This window comes from Seohaeicola sp. (assembly GCF_048006315.1).
In the GTDB taxonomy this organism is placed as follows: domain Bacteria; phylum Pseudomonadota; class Alphaproteobacteria; order Rhodobacterales; family Rhodobacteraceae; genus Seohaeicola.
Map to the genome: position 1 here is coordinate 2,537,536 of NZ_CP180350.1, position 20,656 is coordinate 2,558,191.

The following is a 20,656-nucleotide window of genomic DNA, read 5'->3' on the forward strand; positions in this document are numbered from 1 at the left end:
GGCTAGACTGCCCGTGGATGCCGCAGAAAAGGAGCCTTTCATGTCCGAGGGATACCTGACGACCCATGTTCTGGATACCGCAAGCGGTCGCCCGGCTGCGGGGTTGGCCATCGACCTCTATCGGATCGAGGGTGACGCAAGGGTGCATCTGGCCCGTAAGGTCACGAATGACGACGGGCGCACGGATGGGCCGATCCTGCCGAAGGGGCAGTTCGGCACGGGCGTCTATGAACTGGAGTTTCACGCGGGCGCCTACCTGGATCGCACCGGCACCCCGCCGGAAGATCCGCGTTTCCTTGACGTCGTGCCGATCCGGTTCGGGATTTCGGATGCGGGCGCGCATTACCATGTGCCGCTGCTGCTGTCGCCCTTCGGATATTCGACCTACCGCGGAAGCTGAGGGTGCGCGCGCCCGGATGGACAGTTGCCCGCCTGCGGGATATTCAGCGCGCATGGCCCAGAAGAAAGCAGACCCGAATTACAAGGTGATTGCCGAAAATCGCCGCGCGCGCTTCGATTACGCGATCGAGGAGGATATCGAATGCGGTATCATCCTGGTGGGATCCGAGGTCAAATCGCTGCGCGAGAACGGGGCGAATATCGCGGAAAGCTATGCCTCGGTCGAGGATGGAGAGCTTTACCTGATCAACAGTTACATCGCGCCGTTCCAGCAGGCCCGCGTCTGGAAGCACGAGGAACGCCGCCGCCGCAAGCTGCTGGTGTCGCGCAAGGAACTGGCGCGCCTGTGGAACGCCACGCAGCGCAAAGGCATGACGCTGGTGCCGATCGTGATGTATTTCAATGATCGTGGCCTCGTGAAGCTGAAGATCGGCATCGCCAAGGGCAAGAAGAACCATGACAAGCGCGAGACCGAGGCCAAGCGCGATTGGAACCGTCAGAAACAGCGGCTGCTGAAAGAGGGTTGATTGCCCCTGAAAACAGGGCTTTTCCGTCCGAAACGGGGGCCCTTTGACTTGCCAGCCACCACCCCCCGATGTAGGCAGGACGGGACGCATCGACAGGGGGTTTCCCATGGCACTTGATGATCCCAGATTGCTGGTCTCGACCGAATGGCTGGCGGCCCACATGAAAGATCCGGATCTGCGGATTCTGGATGCAACCTATTTCATGCCGGGCGATCCGCGTGACGCCAAGGCGGCCTATGCTGCTGCCCATATTCCCGGCGCGCGCTTTTTCGACATCGACGAGATCAGTGACCACAGGTCGGATCTGCCCCATATGGCGCCGCCGGTCGAGAAATTCATGTCGCGCATGCGGGCCATGGGGATCGGCGATGGGCACCAGGTGGTCGTCTATGACGCCGAGGGCCTGTTTTCCGCGGCCCGCGTCTGGTGGCTGTTCCGCCTGATGGGCCAGATGGATATCGCCGTGCTGGATGGCGGTTTCCCGAAGTGGCTGGCCGAGGGGCGTGAAGTCGAGGATATGGCCCCCATGGTGCGCGACCGGCACATGACGGTGCGCCGCCAGAACCACATGGTCAAGGATGTGACGCAGGTCTCTGCCGCGTCCAAGCTGGGCGATTACGAGATCGTGGATGCCCGCGCCGCTGAACGGTTCGCCGGAGAGGCTGATGAACCCCGTCCGGGTCTGCGCAAGGGGCATATCCCGGGGTCGAAAAGCCTGCCGTTCAAGACCCTGCTGAATCCCGATGGCACATTGCTTGACGTGGATGGATTGCGCGCTGCCTTCGCGGCGGCGCATGTCGATCTGTCAAAGCCGGTGATCACCACCTGCGGGTCGGGCGTGACGGCGGCCATCATCAGCCTGGCGCTGGAACGGATCGGCAAGACAGATCACTCGCTTTATGACGGGTCATGGTGTGAATGGGGGGCTTTCCCCACCCTGCCCGTTGCAACCGGAAAGGCCTGATTTCCAAATGTTTTCGAATCTCAAAGAACATCCCGCGGACAAGATTCTTGCGCTGATGCAGCTCTACAAGGATGACCCGCGCCCGACCAAGATCGACCTGGGCGTCGGTGTCTACAAGAACGCCGAAGGCGTCACCCCGGTGATGCGCGCCGTCAAGGCGGCCGAGCGCAAGCTGGTCGAAGAACAGACCACCAAATCCTATGTCGGGCTGGCGGGCGATCCGGCCTTTTCGGATGTGATGATCGACCTGGTGCTGGGCGGTGATGTGCCGCGTGACAGCATCGCGGCGGCGGCGACGCCCGGCGGCACCGGCGCGGTGCGGCAGGCGTTCGAGCTGATCCGCATGGCGAAGTCCGTCCGCGCGGGTCTTTGTGTCCAACCCGACATGGCCGAACCATGTGACCATCCTGAACTACCTGGGGATGGAGGTGGTCGAATACCGCTATTTCGATGCTGACACGCGTGGCGTGGATTTCGACGGCATGATGGCCGATCTGGCCGATGTGCGCGCCGGAGACGTGGTTCTGCTGCATGGATGCTGTCACAACCCGACTGGCGCGAACCTGAACCTGACCGAGTGGAAGGCCGTTGTCGATCTGCTGCTGAAAACCGGTGGCGTGCCGATGATCGACATCGCTTACCAGGGCTTTGGCGATGGCCTGCAAGAAGATGCCCTTGGGGTGCGCCTGGTTGCCTCTTCGGTGCCGGAATGCCTGATCGCGGCAAGCTGCTCCAAGAACTTCGGCATCTACCGTGAACGCACGGGTCTGCTGATGGCCGTGTCGCAGGACAAGGGGCTGCGCGGGCTGACTCAAGGCTCGCTCAATTTCCTGAACCGGCAGAACTTCTCGTTCCCGCCGGATCATGGCGCGCGCGTCGTGACCGAGATCCTGACTGATGCGGCGTTGCGCGCCGATTGGACGGCCGAGCTGGAAGAGGTGCGTCTGTCCATGCTGGACCTGCGCAAGCAGCTGGCGACGGAATTGCAGCGCCTTGCCGGATCTGACCGTTTCGGGTTCATTGCGCAGCATCGTGGGATGTTCTCGCGGCTGGGCGCCTCGCCCGAGATGGTGGCCCGCCTGCGCGAGGAACATGCCATCTACATGGTGGGCGACAGCCGTCTGAACATCGCGGGTCTGAACAAGACGACCGTACCGATCCTGGCCAAGGCCATCGTGGACTGCGGTATCTGACAGGCGACTTGAGACAAGCGACTTGAGACGGGCGGGAGATGATCCCGCCCTTTTCATGTCTGGTGTCTATTCGGCCTCGACCGCGCGGGAACACCAGTAGGATATCAACGCGTTGCGTGACATGCCCCGGCGCAACGCGACCTTGTCGATCTTTGCCAGCAGATCCGCATTGAAACGCAATGCGACCGGGATCTTGACCGCGCGCTGCGGTACCTCGTCCGCCTTCACAGGCTTGCCAGCAGATTTCTTTGATTTCTTTGCCATATTGAAAAACTTTCAAAACGATACTTTCTGTATATCATTTTGATGTCGATAAGGCAGCAAAAAACCCCGGCCTCACGACCGGGGTTTTCGGGCGATCACATAAGATCAGTTGATAAGGCCCGCGTAACGCATCGCGTCATCCATGCGTGCCTTGACCGCATCGGTCAGCCCGACTAGTGGCAAACGCACCTCGTCGCTGCACAGGCCAAGGCGTGACATCCCGTATTTCGCGCCAGCGACACCGGGTTCGGCAAAAATCGCCTCGTGCAGGGGCATCAGCCGGTCCAGAAGAGTCAGCGCGGTTGCGTAATCCCCCTTGAGGGTGGCCGTCTGGAATTCCGCGCAAAGCTTGGGTGCGACATTCGCAGTGACCGAGATGCAGCCGACACCGCCATGCGCGTTGAACCCGAGTGCCGTGGCGTCTTCACCCGAAAGCTGGATGAAATCCGCGCCACAGGTCATGCGCTGCTTGGGCACGCGGCTGAGGTCGCCGGTTGCGTCCTTGACGCCGACGATGCGCGGCAGTTTCGCCAGTTCGCCCATGGTGGCGGGGGACATGTCGACAACCGAGCGGCCGGGGATGTTGTAGATGATGATTGGCAGGTTGCAGCAGTCATGCACCGCCTTGAAATGCGCGATCAGGCCGGCCTGGGTCGGCTTGTTGTAATAGGGGGTCACCACCAGCGCCGCGTCGGCGCCCACGGCCTCGGCGTGCTGGATCAGGCGAATGCCCTCGGCCGTGTTGTTCGACCCGGCACCCGCGATGACGGGGATACGTCCGGCTGCGGCCTTGACCACTTCCTCGATCACGATTTCATGCTCGCGGTGGGTCAGCGTGGGGCTTTCACCCGTGGTGCCGACAGGGACCAGGCCGTGGGACCCTTCGGTCACGTGCCAGTCGACAAGTTTCTTCAGCGTCTCGATATCCAGCGCGCCGTTCTTGAACGGCGTGATGAGGGCGGGAATGGACCCTTTGAACATGACACGCTCCTTTTCGCTGCGTGGCGGCCACTTGCCGCCTGTGGATGGCCCTCGGGGCCCGTCTTGTCACCAACGTGAATTGAAGCCCGAGACTCGAGGGGATAGTCTGGCGCTGTCTATCCTTTGTCCCTCTGGAAAAAGCAAGAGATGTTGCGAAAAGCGATCCTGACGGCCGCGCTTGCGGGCCTTGTAATGACCTCGGATGCGATGGCGCAACAGACTGGGCCGCAACCGCTTGCCTCGGCCCTGGCGGCAGTGCGGTCGGGGAATTGGGACAATGCTGCGGCATTGGCCGAAAGGGCAGGCCCCGAAGCGTTGACACTGGTCGAATGGCACAGGCTGCGCGCAGGTCGCGGCACGCCTGATCAGGTGCTGGCCTTCCTGGAGCGCAACCCGGACTGGCCGGGTCTTGCGCTGCTGCGTCGCCGGTCGGAACAGGCTTTCGTCATGGCGACCGATGCGCAGGTCCTGCAGTTTTTCCGGGATGTGCCACCGCAGACCGGCACCGGCGTCCTGCGCCATGCCGCCGCCCTGAAAGAGGCGGGCCGCGCCGGTGATGCAGAGGCCGGGTTGGTTCTGGCCTGGCGGACGCTTTCCCTGGATCGGCTGGAACATGAAGTTTTCGTCGACATGCATGGCCCGCTGCTGGCCCAGCACCATGCCGCCCGGCTTGACATGACCCTCTGGCGCGGCTTGACCGAGGATGCGGAACGCATGCTGCCCTTGGTCAGTGCGGACCGTCAGGCGCTGGCGCGGGCGCGTCTGGCGCTCAAGGGGCAGGCGGACGGCGTGAACGCGCTGATCGACGCGGTGCCTGCCGCGTTGCAGGGTGATCCGGGTCTTGCGCATGACAGGTTCAACTGGCGCATCCAGAAGGGGCTAACCGACAGCGCGATCACCCTGCTTCTTGAGCGGTCGACCAGTGCGGCGACCCTGGGCGAGCCGCAGCGCTGGGCCGGATGGCGCAGTTACCTTGCCCGCGCCCAGATGCGCGAGGGCAAGACCGATATGGCCTATCGGCTGGCGGCATCGCATCAACTGACCGACGGGTCGGATTACGCTGACCTGGAATGGCTGGCGGGCTATATCGCCCTGACCTACATGAAAGAGACCGATTTGGCGCTGGATCATTTCCAGCGGTTCCGCGCGGCGGTCTCGACACCCATTTCGCTGGGCCGTGCCGGATACTGGATCGGGCGCGCGCAAGAGGCGGCGGGCGATCCCGATGCCGCTGCGCTGGCCTATGCGGATGGCGCGCAACACCAGACCAGTTTCTACGGGTTGCTTGCCGCCGAAAAGGCGGGTGCGGCGTCTGATCCTTCCCTGAAGGGTGCCAATGCCCCGTCAGACTGGCGTCAGGCCGCGTTTACCACCTCATCGGTCTACCGGGCTGGCCTGTTGCTGCTGCGAGCCGGTGAAACGGGCCTGGCCGAGCAGTTCTTCACCCACCTTGCCGAAGGGCAGGACGCGACCGGGCTTGCCCAGCTTGGCGAGATGGCGATCGATATGGGCGAGCCGCATCTGGCCGTGATGATCGGCAAGGAAGCGGCAAACCAGGGCGTGACCCTGCCGCGCCCCTATTACGCGCTGCATCCGATGCGCGAGATGCGCCTGCCCGTGCCGATGGAACTGGCCAAATCCATCGCGCGCCGCGAAAGCGAATTCGATCCCGCGGTGGTCAGCGGTGCAGGCGCACAGGGGCTGATGCAGCTGATGCCCGGCACGGCGGCCGAAGTGGCGCGCGATCTGGGACTGGATCACGAAGCCGGGCGCGTCCTGTCGGACTGGTCCTACAATGCCAGGTTGGGCAGCGGTTACCTGGCCAGGTTGGGCGCTGATTTCGGGGGCAATGTGGTTCTGGTGGCTGCCGCCTACAATGCGGGGCCCAGCCGCCCGATCCGCTGGATGCAGGAACAGGGCGACCCGCGCGGCATGAGCGCGGATCAGGTCGTGGACTGGATCGAGCATATCCCGTTTCGCGAAACCCGGAACTACGTGATGCGGGTGGCAAAGTCACTGCCGATCTACCGCGCCCGGTTGGGGCGCGATCCGCATCCGGTGCCGTTCAGCCGCGAGTTGTCAGGCGCTACGGTTCTGCCGCTCGCGCCATAGGGTGAACAGCCCCGCCGCCACGATCATCGCAGCACCAACAGCCACGTTGGTGCGGATGGTTTCGGAAAAGACCACGATTCCCAGCACCGAGACGAACACCAGTTGCAGATAGGCGAAGGGCTGCACGGCGCTGGCCTCGGCCACCTCGTAGCATCTGATCAGCAGCCAGTGACCCAGTGCGCCGGTAATGCACAAAAGGCCCATCCAGCCCCAATCGGGGCCGGTCATCGGCTCCCAGAACCAGATGCCGATACTGGTCATCGCGATCGACCCCACCGTGCCGGTCCAGAAAAAGCTGGTGGCGGTGCTGTCCTTGCGGGCGGCGTAGCGGGTCAACAGACCATAGAGGGCGAACAGCAATGCCGCGATCAGGGGCACGATCGCTTCGATCCGGAAGACGCCGAACCCCGGCTGCAGGATGATCAGGACCCCGATGAACCCCACACCGATCGCCGTCCAGCGCCGCCAGCCGACCTTTTCACCCAGAACCGGGCCGGACAGGGCCGCAACAAGCAGCGGATAGCAGGTAAACACCGCGTGGCTTTCGATCAGGCCGAGGATCGTGAAGGCCAGAACCATCACACAGATTTCGGTCACCAGCAGCACGGCGCGAAACGCCTGCAGGAGTGGTTGCGAGGTCTTTGCCGCGGCCCGCAGACCGCCTGCCTTGCGCGCGGCGACCGACATGACGAAGGCCGCGAAGAACCAGTAGCGGATCATGATGACCATGAAGACGTTGTATTCCCCCGCCAGATGACGCGAGATCCCGTCCTGCATCGCGAAGACGAAGGTCGTCGCGATCATCAGCATGATCCCAAGGCGCGTATTCTGTTCGGTCATGCTCGGGCCTTTCGCGCCACAGTCATATGTCTTTTGCTGCCGTATCCCTGACAGCGCTCGACGTCAAACCCTGCTGCCGCAAGGCCGCGCCGGACGAACCCGGCAGCCGTATAGGTGGCGGCGGTGCCGGCCGGAGCGGTATGACGGCCAACCTCGGCCAGCAGGGCCTCTTCCCACATCTCGGGGTTCTTTGCGGGCGAAAAGCCGTCGAGAAACCAGGCATCCGCCTGTCCCTGCCAAAGCGGAAGCGTATCGCGCGCATCGCCTTGCACCATGGTGAAGGCAAGATCCGGCAGGGTGAAACCCCTTGGACTGCTCTGCCAGAACGGGGCCAGTTCGGCGGCGATCCCAGCCAGCGCGGGAAAGGCCGATTGTGCCCTGCGCATTTCCGCCGCTGTCATCGGATAGGCTTCGAAGGTCGTGAAGCGCAACTGGCCGGTTTGTCCGGTCTCGCGCCATAGATGAAGTGCTGCCAGCAGGTTCAAACCTGTGCCGAACCCCAGTTCGGCGATGTGAAACCCGTCGCGGAACCGTGCGGGCAGATCGTTGCCTTGCAAAAACACGTGGGCCGTTTCCGCCAGGCCACCCTGAAGCGAGAAATAGGGATCGTCGAACCGGGTGGAAACGGGCAGGTCGCCGTCGCGCCAGGCGATGTGTGCGGACTGGTCTTGCAAGGGGGCATCCCTTAGGAAGGGCGTTGAAACAGCGCGACAATGCAAAGGATGTTCAGGAATGGCAATGGCTGATGTGACCGTTCTGGGGGCCGGGATTTTCGGCCTTTCGGTGGCATGGGCCTGCGTTCAGCGCGGCGCGCGGGTGCGGGTGATCGACCCGCATGGGCCGGGCGCGGGCAGCAGCGGCGGCATTGTCGGTGCGCTGGCCCCCCATGTGCCCGAGCAGTGGAACGACAAGAAGGCGTTTCAGTTCGACAGCCTGATGATGGCCGGTGATTTCTGGGTGGGCGTCCAGGCCGCGTCGGGTCTGTCCACGGGATATGCGCGGCTGGGTCGATTGCAGCCTGTCGCCGACGATGCGGCCCTCGAACTGGCCCGTGCGCGCGCCCTGTCGGCCGCCGATTTGTGGCAAGGCCAGGCGGTGTGGGAGGTTCTGCGCGCCGATGATTGCGGCCCCTGGGTCCCCGCCAGCCCCGGTGGCTGGGTGATCCGCGACACGCTGACTGCGCGGCTGCACCCGCGCATGGCCTGTGCGGCACTTGTCGCCGCCTTGCGCGCGCGCGGGGCCGAGGTGGTTGCGGATCATGCACATCAGGGTGCTGTGGTTCATGCCACGGGCGTGGCTGGGCTTGCAGAAATCGGCGCGCAGGTTGGCCGCAGTTTCGGCAACGGGGTCAAGGGGCAGGCCGCTCTTCTGGCGCTGGACATGCGCGAGGCGCCGCAGCTTTTCGTCGATACGGTGCATGTGGTGCCCCATGCGGATGGAACGGTCGCCATCGGTTCGACAAGCGAACGCGACTACGACGACCCCGCCAGCACGGATCAGCAACTGGATCAGGTGATCGACCGCGCCCGCGCGGCTGTGCCTGCGCTGCGGGATGCGGTCATCCTTGAACGTTGGGCCGGTGTGCGCCCCCGGTCGCGCAGTCGCGCGCCGGTTCTGGGGGTGCATCCTGTTCTGAAGGATCAGTTCATCGCCAACGGTGGCTTCAAGATCGGGTTCGGCATGGCGCCCAAGGTGGCGCAGGTCATGGCCGACCTTGTGCTGGACGGGGTTGATCGCATTCCGCCGGATTTCCGGCCCGAGGCCAGCCTCTGACGCTCAGGAGGCCTGTGCCTGCATGCATTGCCGCCCGTCAGGGCCGCGCACCCACATGGTACCGTCGTCGCACCAGCACAGGTCTGCGGCTTCGACATGCATCAGCGGGGCCGTGGCGCGGAAACTGAAATGCCGCAGGGTGCCCAGCCGTTCCTCGGCCAGCAGCATCAGGTGCTGTGCCAGCAGGGGGCCGTGGGTCACAAGGCCCGCGTACCCCTCGACATCGCGGGCGTAATCCAGATCGTAGTGGATGCGGTGCCCGTTGAATGTCAGCGCCGAATAGCGAAACAGAAGCGTGCTGTCGAAATGCACGGTGCGGCACAGATCCTCGTCTGTCCGCGCTTGCGGTGGCACTGGTGCGGGTGCGCCGGGCGCGGGATCCTCGCGGTAGACAAGATCCTGCCATTCGGTGACACAGGCCTTGCCGCCTTGGGTGATCTCATGGCGCAGGGTCACGAAACCCAAAGGCCCGGTGCGTCCATCCTTGCGGGTCACGCTGTCGATCACGGTCGTCTTTTCCGCCGCTGTTCCGGCGACCAGCGGCCCGTGAAAGGCCAGTCGTCCGCCGGCCCACATGCGGCGCGGTAGACCGAGATCGGGGATCAGGCCAATGCCCGTGGCGGGGTGTCCGTCGCGCCCCAGCCGTGCGGGTGGTTGCGGATCCCAGAAATGCAGCTGATGGAAAAACGGCGGCAAGGCGCTGCCAGCCGCGATCGACGGGGCAAGCCCCAGGGCCACCAGAAAGGCTTGCCCGCGCGCGGGGTCCATCATGTCGGTGACGGTTTGACTGTCGGATCGGCTGGCTTCATGTTGCATGGGCGCAGATTAGGCGCGAGCCGGACAAGGAACAATCGCGAAATGACACCCCAGATCAAGGCGCTTGACCATCTTGTCCTGACCGTTGCCGACATGGAGGCCACGGTCGCGTTCTACACCCGTGCCCTGGGGATGCGGGTCGAAAGCTTTTCCCCTGCTGGCGGCACGCCGCGCCTTGCGCTGCGCTTTGGCGTGCAGAAGATCAACCTGCATCAGGCGGGTGCCGAGTTCCGCCCCCATGCGGGCCGGGTACAGCCTGGGTCGGCCGATCTGTGCTTTCTCAGCGACACGCCGCTGGATGACTGGCAGGCGCATCTGTCCAGGATTGGCATCCCGGTCGAGGAAGGCCCCGTGCGCTGTACCGGCGCCGAGGGGCCGATCCTGTCGATCTACATGCGCGATCCCGACGGCAACCTGATCGAGGTCTCGAACCGGCTGGCCGATTAGGGTGTTGAGGGTCAGCCGCGTGGCGTGATCCGCCTGACAAGCCCTTCCTGCGCGACATTCGCAACCAGGCGGCCATCGCGTGTAAAGACACGGCCCCGGTTGAAACCGCGCGCGCCCCCGGCCCAGGGGCTGTCCATCGTGTAGAGCAGCCAGTCATCCATGCGGAATTCGTCATGCACCCAGAGCGCATGATCAAGGCTGGCAAACTGCATGTCCGGGTCGGTGAAGGTCTTGCCATGGGGCATCATCGAGGTGCCCAACAGCCCCATGTCCGACGCGAAGGCCAGTGCCGCGCGATGCAGGGCCGGGTCATCGGACATGCCCCCGCGCACCCTGATCCAGATATGCTGCACCGGGTCGCGCGGGCTGCGGTCAAATGGCGGGCGGGGCGTGACCGATCGCATTTCGACCGGGCGCGGTGTTTTCAGCCAGTTGCGAAAGGCCTCGGGCAGGGCATCGCCCATGCGGGCGGCCATCGCCTCTTCGGTCTCAAGAACCTCGGGGCCGGGCACGTCGGGCATGCTGTCCTGATGGGCCAGACCGGGTTCGGGCGTGTGAAAAGAGGCGGCAAGGTTCAGGATGGGCTTGCCATGCTGGATCGCCACCACACGCCGGGTCGCGAAGCTGCCGCCGTCACGATCCCGTTCGACCTGGTAGAGCACGGGTTGGGTCGCATCGCCCGGCCGCATGAAATAGCCGTGCAGCGAATGGTTCGGGCGTGCCGCATCCACCGTCATCGTCGCCGCCATCAAGGCCTGCCCGATCACCTGACCACCGAAACTGCGCCCGCGCCCCTGCGGGGTGGCGATACCGCGATAGAAATCCTCCTCGATCCGTTCCACGGTCAGAACGCTGGCCAGACTGTCGGCCAGTTGCTGATCGGTCGGGCGGGCGGGCGTGTCGGTCATTGCAGCGTTTCCTTCGGGCATGTTCCACCCAAGGGGAGGGGAAAACGCGGGCAAGTGCAAGACCCGGCGTGCGGGGCTAGTGGCCAATCAGGGGCGCGTTCCGGCAGGCCTCGTCCGGGCTTTCCAGTTCGATCGTGCTGTGGGTGATCGCAAAGCGGTCATGCAGCAGCGCCTTCATGTCGGCCCGCACCAGGGACGCGGGGCGCGTGTTGTCCAGCACCACATGCGCCTCGAGCGCGCTGTCATGCTCCTGCATTCGCCACAGGTGCAAATGATGCAGATCCGCGATCCCCGGAATGGCGCGCAATGCGTCGATGACCTCTGGCAAACGGGGGCTGTCGGGGCTGCCCAGCATCAGCAGGCGAACCGCTGGCACCATGCCGCGACCGGCATGCCACAGGATATAGCCCGCGATCACGATGGTCAGGACGGGATCGATCAGGCGCCAGTCATAGAGCAGGATCAGCGTGCCGCCCAGGATTACCGCCAGCGATCCCATCGCATCGGCAAGGTTGTGCAGGAAGGCCGCGCGCATGTTCATGCTGTCGCGGCTCAGGCGGAAGATCAGCAGTGCGGTCACAAGGTCGATCACCAGGGCAACGCTGGCCACGATCACGACGATCCAGCCCTGCACGGGTACCGGATCGAACAGCCTGTGCAGACCTTCGGCCAGCAGCCACAGGGCGATCACGATCAGCGTGGTGTAATTGACCAGCGCGGCCACCACCTCGATCCGGCCATAGCCGAAGGTCATCGACTCATCCGCGGGGCGGCGCGCCAGTTTGCGCGCAACCAGCGCGATCATCAGGGACAGGGCATCCGACAGGTTGTGAATTGCATCCGCGATCATGGCGAGGCTGCCCGAGATGACGCCCGCCACGATCTGCACCACCGTAAGCCCCAGGTTCACCGCCACCGCCGCCACCACGCGCCGGTCCCCTTCGGGCAGACGCGCGTGGTGATGGTCGTGATCATGCGGCATGACGAATGGTCTTTCAGGCGGCTTGCGCCAATGGGATCAATGCGCCTCGGCCCAGTTTGCGCCACGCCCGGCGTCCACGATCAGCGGCACATCCAGCTTCAGCACCGGCTCGCAGGCGCCCTGCATGATGTCGCGGGCGGTATCGATCAGGCGGTCCGCCGCGTTTTCATCCACCTCGAAGATCAGTTCGTCATGCACCTGCAAAAGCATTGTCGCCGGTTGACCCTTGATCGCGTCAGGCATGCGGATCATCGCGCGTCTGATGATATCGGCCGCCGTGCCCTGGATGGGCGCGTTGATGGCGGCGCGCTGGGCAAAGCCTGCGGTCGGCCCCTTGGCGTTGATGTCGGGGGTGTGGATCTTGCGCCCGAACAGGGTCTGCACATAGCCATGGTCGCGGGCGAAGGCCTTGGTGGCGTCCATGTAGTCGCGGATACCGGGAAAGCGTTCGAAATAGCGGTCGATGAAACCCTGCGCCTCGGCCCGCGGAATGCGCAGGTTGCGGGCCAGGCCAAAGCCGGAAATGCCGTAGATCACACCGAAGTTGATCGCCTTGGCGCGGCGGCGGATATCGGGCGTCATCTGGTCCATCGGGACGTCGAACATTTCCGAGGCGGTCATGGCATGAATGTCCTGCCCCTCGCGGAAGGCCTGTTTCAGCGCGTCGATCCCGGCGATATGGGCGAGGATGCGCAATTCGATCTGGCTGTAGTCAAGGCTGACAAGCACGCGCCCTTCGGGCGCGACGAAAGTCTCGCGGATGCGGCGGCCTTCCTCGCTGCGCACGGGGATGTTCTGCAGGTTGGGGTCGGTCGAGGACAGGCGGCCGGTGTTCGCGCCCGTCTGCATGTAGGAGGTGTGCACGCGGCCGGTTTCGGGGTTGATATGGTCCTGCAGCGCATCGGTGTAGGTCGATTTCAACTTGGACAGCTGCCGCCAGTCCAGAACACGGGCGGGCAGATCATGCATCGTGGCCAGATCTTCCAGCACATCGGCACCTGTCGCATAGGCGCCGGTCTTTCCCTTCTTGCCGCCTTCAAGCCCCATCTTGTCGAACAGGATCTCGCCCAGCTGCTTGGGGCTGCCGACGTTGAAGCTTTCGCCCGCCAGTTCGTGGATCTCGGCCTCAAGCCCGGCCATCTTCTGCGCAAAGGCATTCGACATCCGGCTGAGCGTGTCACGGTCGACCTTGACGCCAGCCATCTCCATCCGCGCCAGCACGGGAACCAGCGGGCGCTCCAAAGTCTCGTAGACCGTGGTGACACGGGCGCTGGACAGTTGCGGGCGGAACAGCTGCCACAGGCGCAGGGTGATATCGGCATCCTCGGCCGCATAGGTCACGGCCTCGTCGATTGCGACGCGGTCGAAGGTGATCGCGGCCTTTCCGCCGCCCAGCAGCGACTTGATCGGGATGGGCGCATGCCCGAGGTAGCGTTCGGACAGCGTGTCCATGCCATGCCCGTGCAGGCCGGCATTCAGCGCATAGGACATCAGCATCGTGTCATCGATCGGCGCCACAGCGATCCCGTTGCGGGCAAAGATCTTGGCGTCGTATTTCATGTTCTGCCCGATCTTGAGGATGCTCTCGTCCTCCAGCACGGGTTTCAGCGCTGCCAGGACATCGGCCATGGGCAACTGCCCCTCCGCCAGGGCGTCCGATCCGAACAGGTCATCCGCCGCGCCTGCCTTGTGGCCCAGCGGGATATAGCAGGCGCTGCCGGCCTCGACGCAGAGCGAGATGCCCACCAGATCGGCGCGCATCTCGTCCAGGCTGGTGGTTTCCGTATCCACGGCCACATAGCCCCGGTCGCGGATCAGGGCGATCCAGCGGTCCAGTGCCGCCATGTCGGACAGATGCTCGTAGCTCTTGGGAAAGGGCACCTCGGCGGGCGTCGGCGTGCCCTGAGCGCTGCCCTCGCCTGCGGGGGCGGCACCGGCGGGATCGGTGTCGCGGATCACGGGCGCCTCGACGCCCAAGGTGGCCGAAATGCGCTTGGTCAGCGTGCGGAATTCCATCTCGGTCAGGAACGTCATCAGCTTTTCGGGATCTGGATCGCGGATTTCCAGATCGTCGATCGTGAAGTCCAGCGTCATCTCGCAATCCAGTTGCACCAGCCGCTTGGACAGTTCTATCTGCGCGCGATGCTGCTGCAGGACCTCGCGGCGCTTGGGTTGCTTGATCTCGTCCGCCCGGTCCAGCAGCGCCTCGAGCGAGCCGAACTCGTTGATCAGCAGCGCGGCTGTCTTGATCCCGATGCCGGGCGCGCCTGGCACGTTGTCGACCGAATCCCCGGCAAGTGCCTGCACATCGACCACATGTTCGGGACCGACGCCGAATTTCTCGATCACGCCGTCGCGGTCGATACGGCGGTTCTTCATCGGGTCCAGCATCTCGACCCCGTCGCCGACCAGCTGCATCAGGTCCTTGTCCGAACTGACGATGGTCACGCGCCCGCCTGCATCGCGGGCCTGGTGCGCCAAGGTGGCGATGATGTCATCGGCCTCGAAGCCCTCAAGTTCCTTGCAGGCGATGTTGAAGGCTTCGGTCGCGGTCCGTGTCAGCGGGATCTGCGGGCGCAGGTCCTCGGGCATCGCCTCGCGATTGGCCTTGTAGAGGTCGTACATGTCATTGCGGAACGTATGGCTGCCCTTGTCGAAGATCACCGCCACATGGGTGGCGGCATCGGGGCCGCTGTTGTTCTCGACATAGCGCTGCAGCATGTTGCAAAAGCCCGACACCGCCCCGATGGGCAGACCGTCGGATTTGCGCGTCAGCGGCGGCAGCGCGTGATAGGCGCGGAAGATGAAGGCCGAGCCGTCGATCAGATGCAGGTGGCAACCCTTGCCGAAAGTCATGCGCGCCCCTTTCGCGGGCCTCGAACCCGCTGCTTCTTCTTGCTCAAAATATCCCCGCCGGAGGCTTCCGCCGGATCAGCAGGCGCCAACGCCCTGCGATCAGACCTTGCCCTCGAAATCGCGGTGCACGAACCTGCAATCGCAATAGGGGCATTCCACCCAGCCGTGTTCATGCGGGATCTGCAGCCAGACGCGGGGATGGCCAAGCGCCCCCTCGCCCCCGTCACAGGCCACGCGGTAGCTGTCGACAAGCTTTGTCTCTGGTGCCTCGATCGTCATCTCGGGACATTCCCTTTTGCGGTCAACTGGATTAGGTCCGTTATGAGCGATGCGACCGGCAGGGGCAAGTAGGGGTAGATCGACCATGAGCGGCAATGCGATCGAAATCAGGGGTCTGGTCAAGACCTATGGCGGATCGAAAGGCCAGCCCGAGAAACAGGCATTGCGCGGGATCGATCTGGATGTGCCCACGGGGTCGGTGTTTGGCCTGCTGGGGCCGAATGGCGCGGGAAAGTCCACGTTGATCAACATCCTGGCAGGGCTTGTGGTCAAGACCGCCGGACAGGTACGCATCTGGGGCTTCGATCAGGATATCAATCCGCGTCAATCGCGCGCAGCGATCGGCGTGATGCCGCAGGAATTGAACCTCGACCCCTTTTTCACGCCGCGCGCCGCACTTGAAATGCAGGCGGGGCTTTACGGCGTCCCCAAATCGCAACGGCGCAGCGACGAGATCCTTGCGCTGGTCGGCCTGTCCGACAAGGCCGAGGCCTATGCGCGCACCCTGTCGGGCGGCATGCGGCGCAGGCTGCTGCTGGGCAAGGCGCTGGTGCATCATCCGCGCATCCTGGTGCTGGATGAACCCACGGCGGGCGTCGACATCGAGCTGCGCCAGATGCTCTGGGAGAATGTGCGCAAGCTGAACAGGCAGGGCATGACCATCATCCTGACCACCCATTACCTCGAAGAGGCCGAGGAGATGTGCGACCAGATCGCGATCATCAACCAGGGGCAGGTGGTGGCGCGCGACAGCACGTCCAACCTTCTGGGCCAGATGGACCGCAAGACGATGGTGATCCATCCTGCCAGCCCGGCCGAACATTTGCCCGAGGGGCCGGGGCTGGAGGTGTCGCGCCGCGACGACGGATCGCTGGCGATCAGCTACCAGACGGGCCAGACCACCGCCGAACAGGTACTGGAAGCGGTGCGTGCCGCCGGCCTGTCGATCCGTGACGTCAAGACCGAACAGGCCGACCTGCAGGATGTCTTTCTGAACCTGACCCGGTCTGCCTGAACCCGGACCGCGCGCCCCTCATAACCTTGGGGATGCGCTCCGCGCGGGGATATTTCAGGCAAGAAGAAACCGGGACCGCGCGCTCAGTCTGCGCGCGGCAGCATCCGGCCCAGAACCCGCCCGCCCAGGATGTGCACATGCAGATGCGGCACTTCCTGCACGCCGGCAGTGCCCGCGTTGGAAATGGCACGGAAGCCGCCGCCACCTTCGCCAGGCTGGACGCCCATGATCCGGCAAACCTCGCCTATGGCGCGGGTGAAATCCACGATCTCGGCATCGGTGGCGTCCTGCGCGAAGTGATCATAGGTGACATAGGGGCCCTTGGGGATCACCAGCACATGCACGGGCGCCTGTTCGGAAATGTCATGGAAGGCCAGGCTGTGTTCGGTTTCCAGCACCTTCCGGCTTGGAATTTCGCCGCGCAGGATCTTCGCGAACACGTTCTGGTCGTCATAGCCATAGGGCATGGGGCACCTCAGTCTGCAAAAAGGTATTCGGTTGCGGCGATTTCATGCGCCTTGTCATGGGAAATGGCAAGGAATTGCGAGAGTTTCGCCGCGTTCTCATCGACCGGGTCCATTTCGCGGATGCGGTGATGATGTTCGAAATCCTGGTCGAGGATGCGGTCGCTTTCGAAGGTCATGTCGTTGCGGATCGTCGGCAGAAGCCGCGCCAGGGTTTCCGCCGGCGTCCGGTCACCGGCAAGGCCCACCCGCTTGGCATGTCCGATCAGGTATTCATCGGAGAACTGGCACTCGATCTCGAGCAGCCTGGTGGTGGACCGATCGTCGCAAAAATCCTGGATCAGGTCCAGGTTGCCGGGGTCCATGCACACGATCAGCCGGTCCGTCTCGTAGTAGTCGAAAAGCATCCGCATCAGGGCCCGGCGGTGTCTTGTGCGTTTGCCAAGGCTGGACTGAATGCCGCCGAGATCCGGCAGGTATGTGCTTTCCTCGTTGAAGAGGTATTCGATCACCGGAACATTGGTCACCTGTCTGATCCTGTGCAGCAGGCGCTTGGCCACGTGCCATTTCTTGCAGATCAGGATCAGCAGCTCGCGTTCGCGGCCAAGTGTGCTTTCGGTTTCCCAGAACCGCGAGGCGAAGCGCCGCCCGATCCGGCCGCGACCTGACAGGAACTGGAAAAGGCTGCGCCCTTCGTTCGAGATGGGAAAGCGCACCCCTTCGGCCGCGTAAAGATCGCCCAGCCGTTCCTTCAGCTGGGTGGCGCCTGGGCTGATCTTGCGGGCGAACAGGAAATCCTGGCTGAGCAGCAGATCGTAGTGATCGTTGTAGAAGGTCACCGGCATCCCGTAATCCGAGAACATCAGGAAGGTCAGCGTCCTGCAGCGAATCTCGGATTCGGGGATCAGATGGCGCACAAGGGTCTGGAAAAAAGTCTCGTCCGGGATCCATGTCGTGCTGAAAAAGCGCATCACATCGCGCCGCTTGCGCGCGAAATCGAGGATCCGTTCGATCGTGCGGCGCCGCAGGCACCACCACTGGCTGCCGATCTGAACCTGAAGATCATGCGGGATCGGGCGTTTCAGACCCAGCCGCCGCTGAAGGTCCAGCGACAGGTAGAACAGCCGCTTGTGGGTGCGTTCGTTGAAGAAGTGACGATAGATCAGACGTTCTTCCTTGATCCCCGTCTTGATCCAGTCGCTTTCAAGGAAATCGAAACTTTCGATGTAGTCGACATCGTCGGCATCCAGGAAGTCATGCGCATATTCGGCTGACTTGATCGCCATGCAATCGCCGGACAGCATGTAGAAATGGGTGGCGCGCGGAAACGCCTCGACCGCGGCCTGCACGGCATTCAGCGTGGCCTGCACCAGCGACCAGGCGCCCCAGCCGCATTTGATCCGCCGCTTCGCGAAGGTCACGTTGGGGTTGTCGCGCAGTGCTTCGCGGATCATGCGGTACTGGCTGTCACTGGCGCGCGCATCGAAATGGATGGCCATGTAATCGCCCACCGCCGTCAGGCGCTGCGCCTGAGCGATGATCGCTTCGGGGTCCTTGTGGCACAGAAGAATGAATGCAATTCTCGCCATTCAGGAAACCGAAAGCCTCTGGTTACAGGTATACGCTAAAGTGTTATCGACCAACGAAAGATGAATAAACAGGGTTTCTTTCGATTTTGCAAAGTTGGTATATGACGTCTCATAAAAAAGACGCAGATTTTGGAGGCGGTTCAGATGGGGTTTCCGGGCACCTGGATGACGGAAAGCGAAAGCGTGGTCTACCGCGTGGTGCCGAAATGCGCCTGCTCGACTATCGGACAGATCCTGTTCTATTCCGATCACGGCGTCTTTTTTGACGGGGATATCCACGATTCCACCAGCGGTCTGCACAAATGGGCGCAGCCTGACAGCCAGACGCTGATCGAGAAGAACGTGAAGGAGCATGGCTCTTACGCCTTTACCTGCGTGCGCAATCCCTACACCCGGATCCTGTCTTCCTTCTTTGACAAGATCTGCGGAATCCAGCGGAACGGGCGGCGCTATCGTGGCAACCTGGTGCCGATGCTGACCCAGAAATACGGGATCGAGGTCGGCGGCGAGGATGGCAAGCAGGAATTCGACCAGATTGCCAGCTTACGCCGCTTCCTGCTATTTGCGCGCGATACCATCCGTTGGCGGCGCCCGATGGAACCCGATATCCACTGGTCGGCCATGGCGGGGCATGTATCCACCTTCATCGTGAACGGTGGCCGCTATGACAGCATCTTCTGGACCGAAATGTTCAACGCAGGCATGCAAAAGGTGCTGGATTCGATCGAGACACCCCACAAGGTCGATCTTGCGGCGATCCCGCGCTTCAACGAATCCGAGGGGCATGGGCCCAAGCGCCTTCACCCGGTCGAGGATTATTTCGACGATCTGTCGATGCACCTGGTCTACGAAATCTACAAGCGCGATTTCGAGCTGTTCAAATACGATTTCGAAAACCCCGCCAACAAGATGCCGGTGGGCGAGATCGATCTGGACGAGGTGCATGCCAAGCTGGGCGACTGATTGCGCGGTTATGCACGCATCAGATCGGGCAGGTCGCCGGTCAGGCCTGCCGCTTCGCGGATGAAGCCACGGCGCAGCCCGGGCAGCGCGTTGACCACGCCCATGCCGATGTCACGGCCCAGCCGCAGCAACGGGTTGTCACTGGCGAACAGTCGGTTTGTCAGGTCCGTCGCCAGCGCAAGCGTGGCCGTATCGAAACGGCGCCATTGCTGATAACGCTCCAGCACCAGCTCTGACGCGATATCCTCGCCACGTTGCCGGGCCTCGGACATCACTTGCGCCAGTGCCGCGATGTCGCGCAGCCCGGCGTTCAGACCCTGCCCCGCGATGGGATGCACGCCGTGGGCGGCATCGCCCACAAGCGCCAGGCGCGGCGCGATGAAACTGTTGGCAAGCGTCAGGTTCAGCGGATAGGTATAGCGCGCCCCGGCCAGCCTGATCTCGCCCAGGAAATCGCCAAATCGTGGACGCAGCATGGCCAGATAGTCCTCATCCGGCAAAGCGTTGAAGGACGCGGCATTGTCATGGGTTTCCGACCAGACGATGGAACTGCGGTTGCCCTTGAGCGGCAGGATCGCCAGCGGGCCGGGCGGCATGAAGAACTGATGCGCGATGCCATGATGCGGCAGATCATGTTCGATGGCACAGACCATGGCCGTCTGCCCATAATCCCATCCTGTCCGGGTGATCCCGGCCCGTTCCGCCGTGCCCGAGCGGCGCCCGTCCGCGCCGATAAGGACGCGCCCCGACAGGGTCTTGCCAGAGGCAAGGGTCAGGGTCACGCCCTGCGCGTCAATGTCTTGCGCCACAACGGTTTCTGCGTTGCACCGCGTGATCAGCGCATGATCCGCGATCGCCGCAAGCACGGCCTGGCGCAAATGGCGATCCTCGACCATATGGCCCATCGGGCCTTCTTCGATCTCGGCATGGTCGAAATGCAGGCGGAAGGGTGACAGCGGCCCCTCGCCGGCGCGCCCGTCGCTGACCTTGATCTCAAGCATCGGTTGGGCATCGTCTTCCAGCTTGTCCCAAAGGCCAAGCCGGCGCAGCAGCCGCACCGAGGCGAGCGCCAGCGCGTAGGAACGTCCGTCAAACCCGCTGGCAGCCATCCGTTCCGTCGGCTGGGCGTCGATCACGGTGGATGTCAGGCCGGATCGGGCCAGGGCAAGTGCCAGAAGCGGGCCGTTCAGCCCGCCCCCGACGATCAGGATATCGCTGTCATATGTCATGGCGCAAATATGGGTGTATGGGCGGGATTGTCCATGCGCCTGTCTGCCGCTACCG

General features: G+C 63.4%; 20 protein-coding genes and 1 pseudogene. 9 read left to right on the plus strand and 12 right to left on the minus strand.

All coding sequences use genetic code 11. From position 1 onward, the window contains the following. Positions 1-40: 40 nt before the first annotated feature. The 4 genes and pseudogenes from uraH (at position 41) to ACMUJL_RS12800 (ending at position 3,083) form a co-directional block, all read left to right on the plus strand. Positions 41-400, plus strand: coding sequence for a hydroxyisourate hydrolase (uraH, locus tag ACMUJL_RS12785; RefSeq protein ID WP_068290944.1), 360 nt, complete (start codon positions 41-43; stop codon positions 398-400). Between the two features lie 52 nt (positions 401-452). Then, complete coding sequence (smpB, locus tag ACMUJL_RS12790; RefSeq protein ID WP_068290946.1) at positions 453-926, plus strand: SsrA-binding protein SmpB; 474 nt, start codon at positions 453-455, stop codon at positions 924-926. Between the two features lie 106 nt (positions 927-1,032). Then, complete coding sequence (gene sseA, locus ACMUJL_RS12795) at positions 1,033-1,890, plus strand: 3-mercaptopyruvate sulfurtransferase (protein ID WP_068290947.1); 858 nt, start codon at positions 1,033-1,035, stop codon at positions 1,888-1,890. Between the two features lie 7 nt (positions 1,891-1,897). Then, a pseudogene (locus ACMUJL_RS12800) lies at positions 1,898-3,083 on the plus strand (aromatic amino acid transaminase). A gap of 66 nt (positions 3,084-3,149) precedes the next feature. Here ACMUJL_RS12800 and ACMUJL_RS12805 read toward each other — a convergent pair. Together ACMUJL_RS12805 and dapA are read right to left on the minus strand one after the other, a co-directional pair. After that, positions 3,150-3,347: a hypothetical protein gene (locus tag ACMUJL_RS12805; RefSeq protein ID WP_068290950.1), complete on the minus strand. Its 198-nt coding sequence runs from the start codon at positions 3,345-3,347 to the stop codon at positions 3,150-3,152. Between the two features lie 105 nt (positions 3,348-3,452). Beyond that, on the minus strand, positions 3,453-4,328 hold the full coding sequence (gene dapA / locus ACMUJL_RS12810) for a 4-hydroxy-tetrahydrodipicolinate synthase (protein ID WP_068290951.1): 876 nt from the start codon (positions 4,326-4,328) through the stop codon (positions 3,453-3,455). A gap of 147 nt (positions 4,329-4,475) precedes the next feature. Here dapA and ACMUJL_RS12815 point away from each other — a divergent pair, with 147 nt between their 5' ends. Next, positions 4,476-6,440, plus strand: coding sequence for a lytic transglycosylase domain-containing protein (locus ACMUJL_RS12815; RefSeq protein ID WP_416914303.1), 1,965 nt, complete (start codon positions 4,476-4,478; stop codon positions 6,438-6,440). Here the strand turns inward: ACMUJL_RS12815 and ACMUJL_RS12820 are convergent. Both ACMUJL_RS12820 and mnmD read right to left on the minus strand, forming a co-directional pair. After that, a complete protein-coding gene (locus ACMUJL_RS12820) occupies positions 6,408-7,280 on the minus strand; it encodes a DMT family transporter (protein ID WP_375573685.1) in 873 nt (290 codons plus the stop codon). The genes ACMUJL_RS12815 and ACMUJL_RS12820 overlap by 33 nt on opposite strands. After that, positions 7,277-7,954: a tRNA (5-methylaminomethyl-2-thiouridine)(34)-methyltransferase MnmD gene (mnmD, locus tag ACMUJL_RS12825; RefSeq protein WP_375573683.1), complete on the minus strand. Its 678-nt coding sequence runs from the start codon at positions 7,952-7,954 to the stop codon at positions 7,277-7,279. The genes ACMUJL_RS12820 and mnmD overlap by 4 nt, the downstream gene beginning before the upstream one ends. Before the next feature lie 64 nt (positions 7,955-8,018). On the opposite strand from mnmD, the gene ACMUJL_RS12830 reads away from it, so the two are divergent. Next, on the plus strand, positions 8,019-9,053 hold the full coding sequence (locus ACMUJL_RS12830) for an NAD(P)/FAD-dependent oxidoreductase (RefSeq protein WP_375573681.1): 1,035 nt from the start codon (positions 8,019-8,021) through the stop codon (positions 9,051-9,053). A 3-nt stretch (positions 9,054-9,056) separates the two neighbouring features. Here ACMUJL_RS12830 and ACMUJL_RS12835 read toward each other — a convergent pair whose 3' ends face one another. Continuing rightward, complete coding sequence (locus ACMUJL_RS12835; protein ID WP_375573679.1) at positions 9,057-9,869, minus strand: FAS1-like dehydratase domain-containing protein; 813 nt, start codon at positions 9,867-9,869, stop codon at positions 9,057-9,059. A 42-nt stretch (positions 9,870-9,911) separates the two neighbouring features. On the opposite strand from ACMUJL_RS12835, the gene ACMUJL_RS12840 reads away from it, so the two are divergent. Further along, positions 9,912-10,316, plus strand: a complete 405-nt coding sequence (locus tag ACMUJL_RS12840) for a VOC family protein (RefSeq protein ID WP_375573677.1) — start codon at positions 9,912-9,914, stop codon at positions 10,314-10,316. 11 nt (positions 10,317-10,327) lie between these two features. Here ACMUJL_RS12840 and ACMUJL_RS12845 read toward each other — a convergent pair whose 3' ends face one another. From ACMUJL_RS12845 to ACMUJL_RS12860, 4 genes are all read right to left on the minus strand, one after another. Then, entirely contained in the window at positions 10,328-11,224 is an 897-nt protein-coding gene (locus tag ACMUJL_RS12845) for an acyl-CoA thioesterase (RefSeq protein WP_068290957.1), read from the minus strand. A gap of 76 nt (positions 11,225-11,300) precedes the next feature. Further along, a complete protein-coding gene (locus ACMUJL_RS12850; RefSeq protein WP_068290959.1) occupies positions 11,301-12,206 on the minus strand; it encodes a cation diffusion facilitator family transporter in 906 nt (301 codons plus the stop codon). A 36-nt stretch (positions 12,207-12,242) separates the two neighbouring features. After that, positions 12,243-15,062 (minus strand): DNA polymerase I, encoded by a 2,820-nt coding sequence (gene polA, locus ACMUJL_RS12855; RefSeq protein ID WP_375573675.1) that lies wholly within the window; start codon positions 15,060-15,062, stop codon positions 12,243-12,245. A 99-nt stretch (positions 15,063-15,161) separates the two neighbouring features. Further along, positions 15,162-15,341, minus strand: coding sequence for a zinc-finger domain-containing protein (locus tag ACMUJL_RS12860; RefSeq protein WP_068290961.1), 180 nt, complete (start codon positions 15,339-15,341; stop codon positions 15,162-15,164). 85 nt (positions 15,342-15,426) lie between these two features. Between ACMUJL_RS12860 and ACMUJL_RS12865 the strand changes: the two genes are divergently transcribed. Then, positions 15,427-16,356, plus strand: a complete 930-nt coding sequence (locus ACMUJL_RS12865) for an ABC transporter ATP-binding protein (RefSeq protein WP_068290962.1) — start codon at positions 15,427-15,429, stop codon at positions 16,354-16,356. An 83-nt stretch (positions 16,357-16,439) separates the two neighbouring features. On the opposite strand, the gene ACMUJL_RS12870 is transcribed toward ACMUJL_RS12865, so the two are convergent. Beyond that, the gene (locus ACMUJL_RS12870; RefSeq protein WP_068290964.1) at positions 16,440-16,823 is read right to left on the minus strand and encodes an HIT domain-containing protein; all 384 of its coding nucleotides are present in this window, start codon (positions 16,821-16,823) and stop codon (positions 16,440-16,442) included. A gap of 8 nt (positions 16,824-16,831) precedes the next feature. Then, positions 16,832-18,409 carry a DUF5928 domain-containing protein gene (locus ACMUJL_RS12875; RefSeq protein WP_375573671.1) on the minus strand — a complete coding sequence of 526 codons (1,578 nt, stop codon included), beginning with the start codon at positions 18,407-18,409 and terminating at the stop codon, positions 16,832-16,834. Positions 18,410-18,553: 144 nt separating this feature from the next. On the opposite strand from ACMUJL_RS12875, the gene ACMUJL_RS12880 reads away from it, so the two are divergent. Further along, on the plus strand, positions 18,554-19,372 hold the full coding sequence (locus tag ACMUJL_RS12880) for a sulfotransferase family protein (protein WP_375573669.1): 819 nt from the start codon (positions 18,554-18,556) through the stop codon (positions 19,370-19,372). 8 nt (positions 19,373-19,380) lie between these two features. On the opposite strand, the gene ACMUJL_RS12885 is transcribed toward ACMUJL_RS12880, so the two are convergent. Further along, positions 19,381-20,601: a UbiH/UbiF/VisC/COQ6 family ubiquinone biosynthesis hydroxylase gene (locus ACMUJL_RS12885; RefSeq protein WP_375573667.1), complete on the minus strand. Its 1,221-nt coding sequence runs from the start codon at positions 20,599-20,601 to the stop codon at positions 19,381-19,383. Positions 20,602-20,656 lie beyond the last annotated feature (55 nt).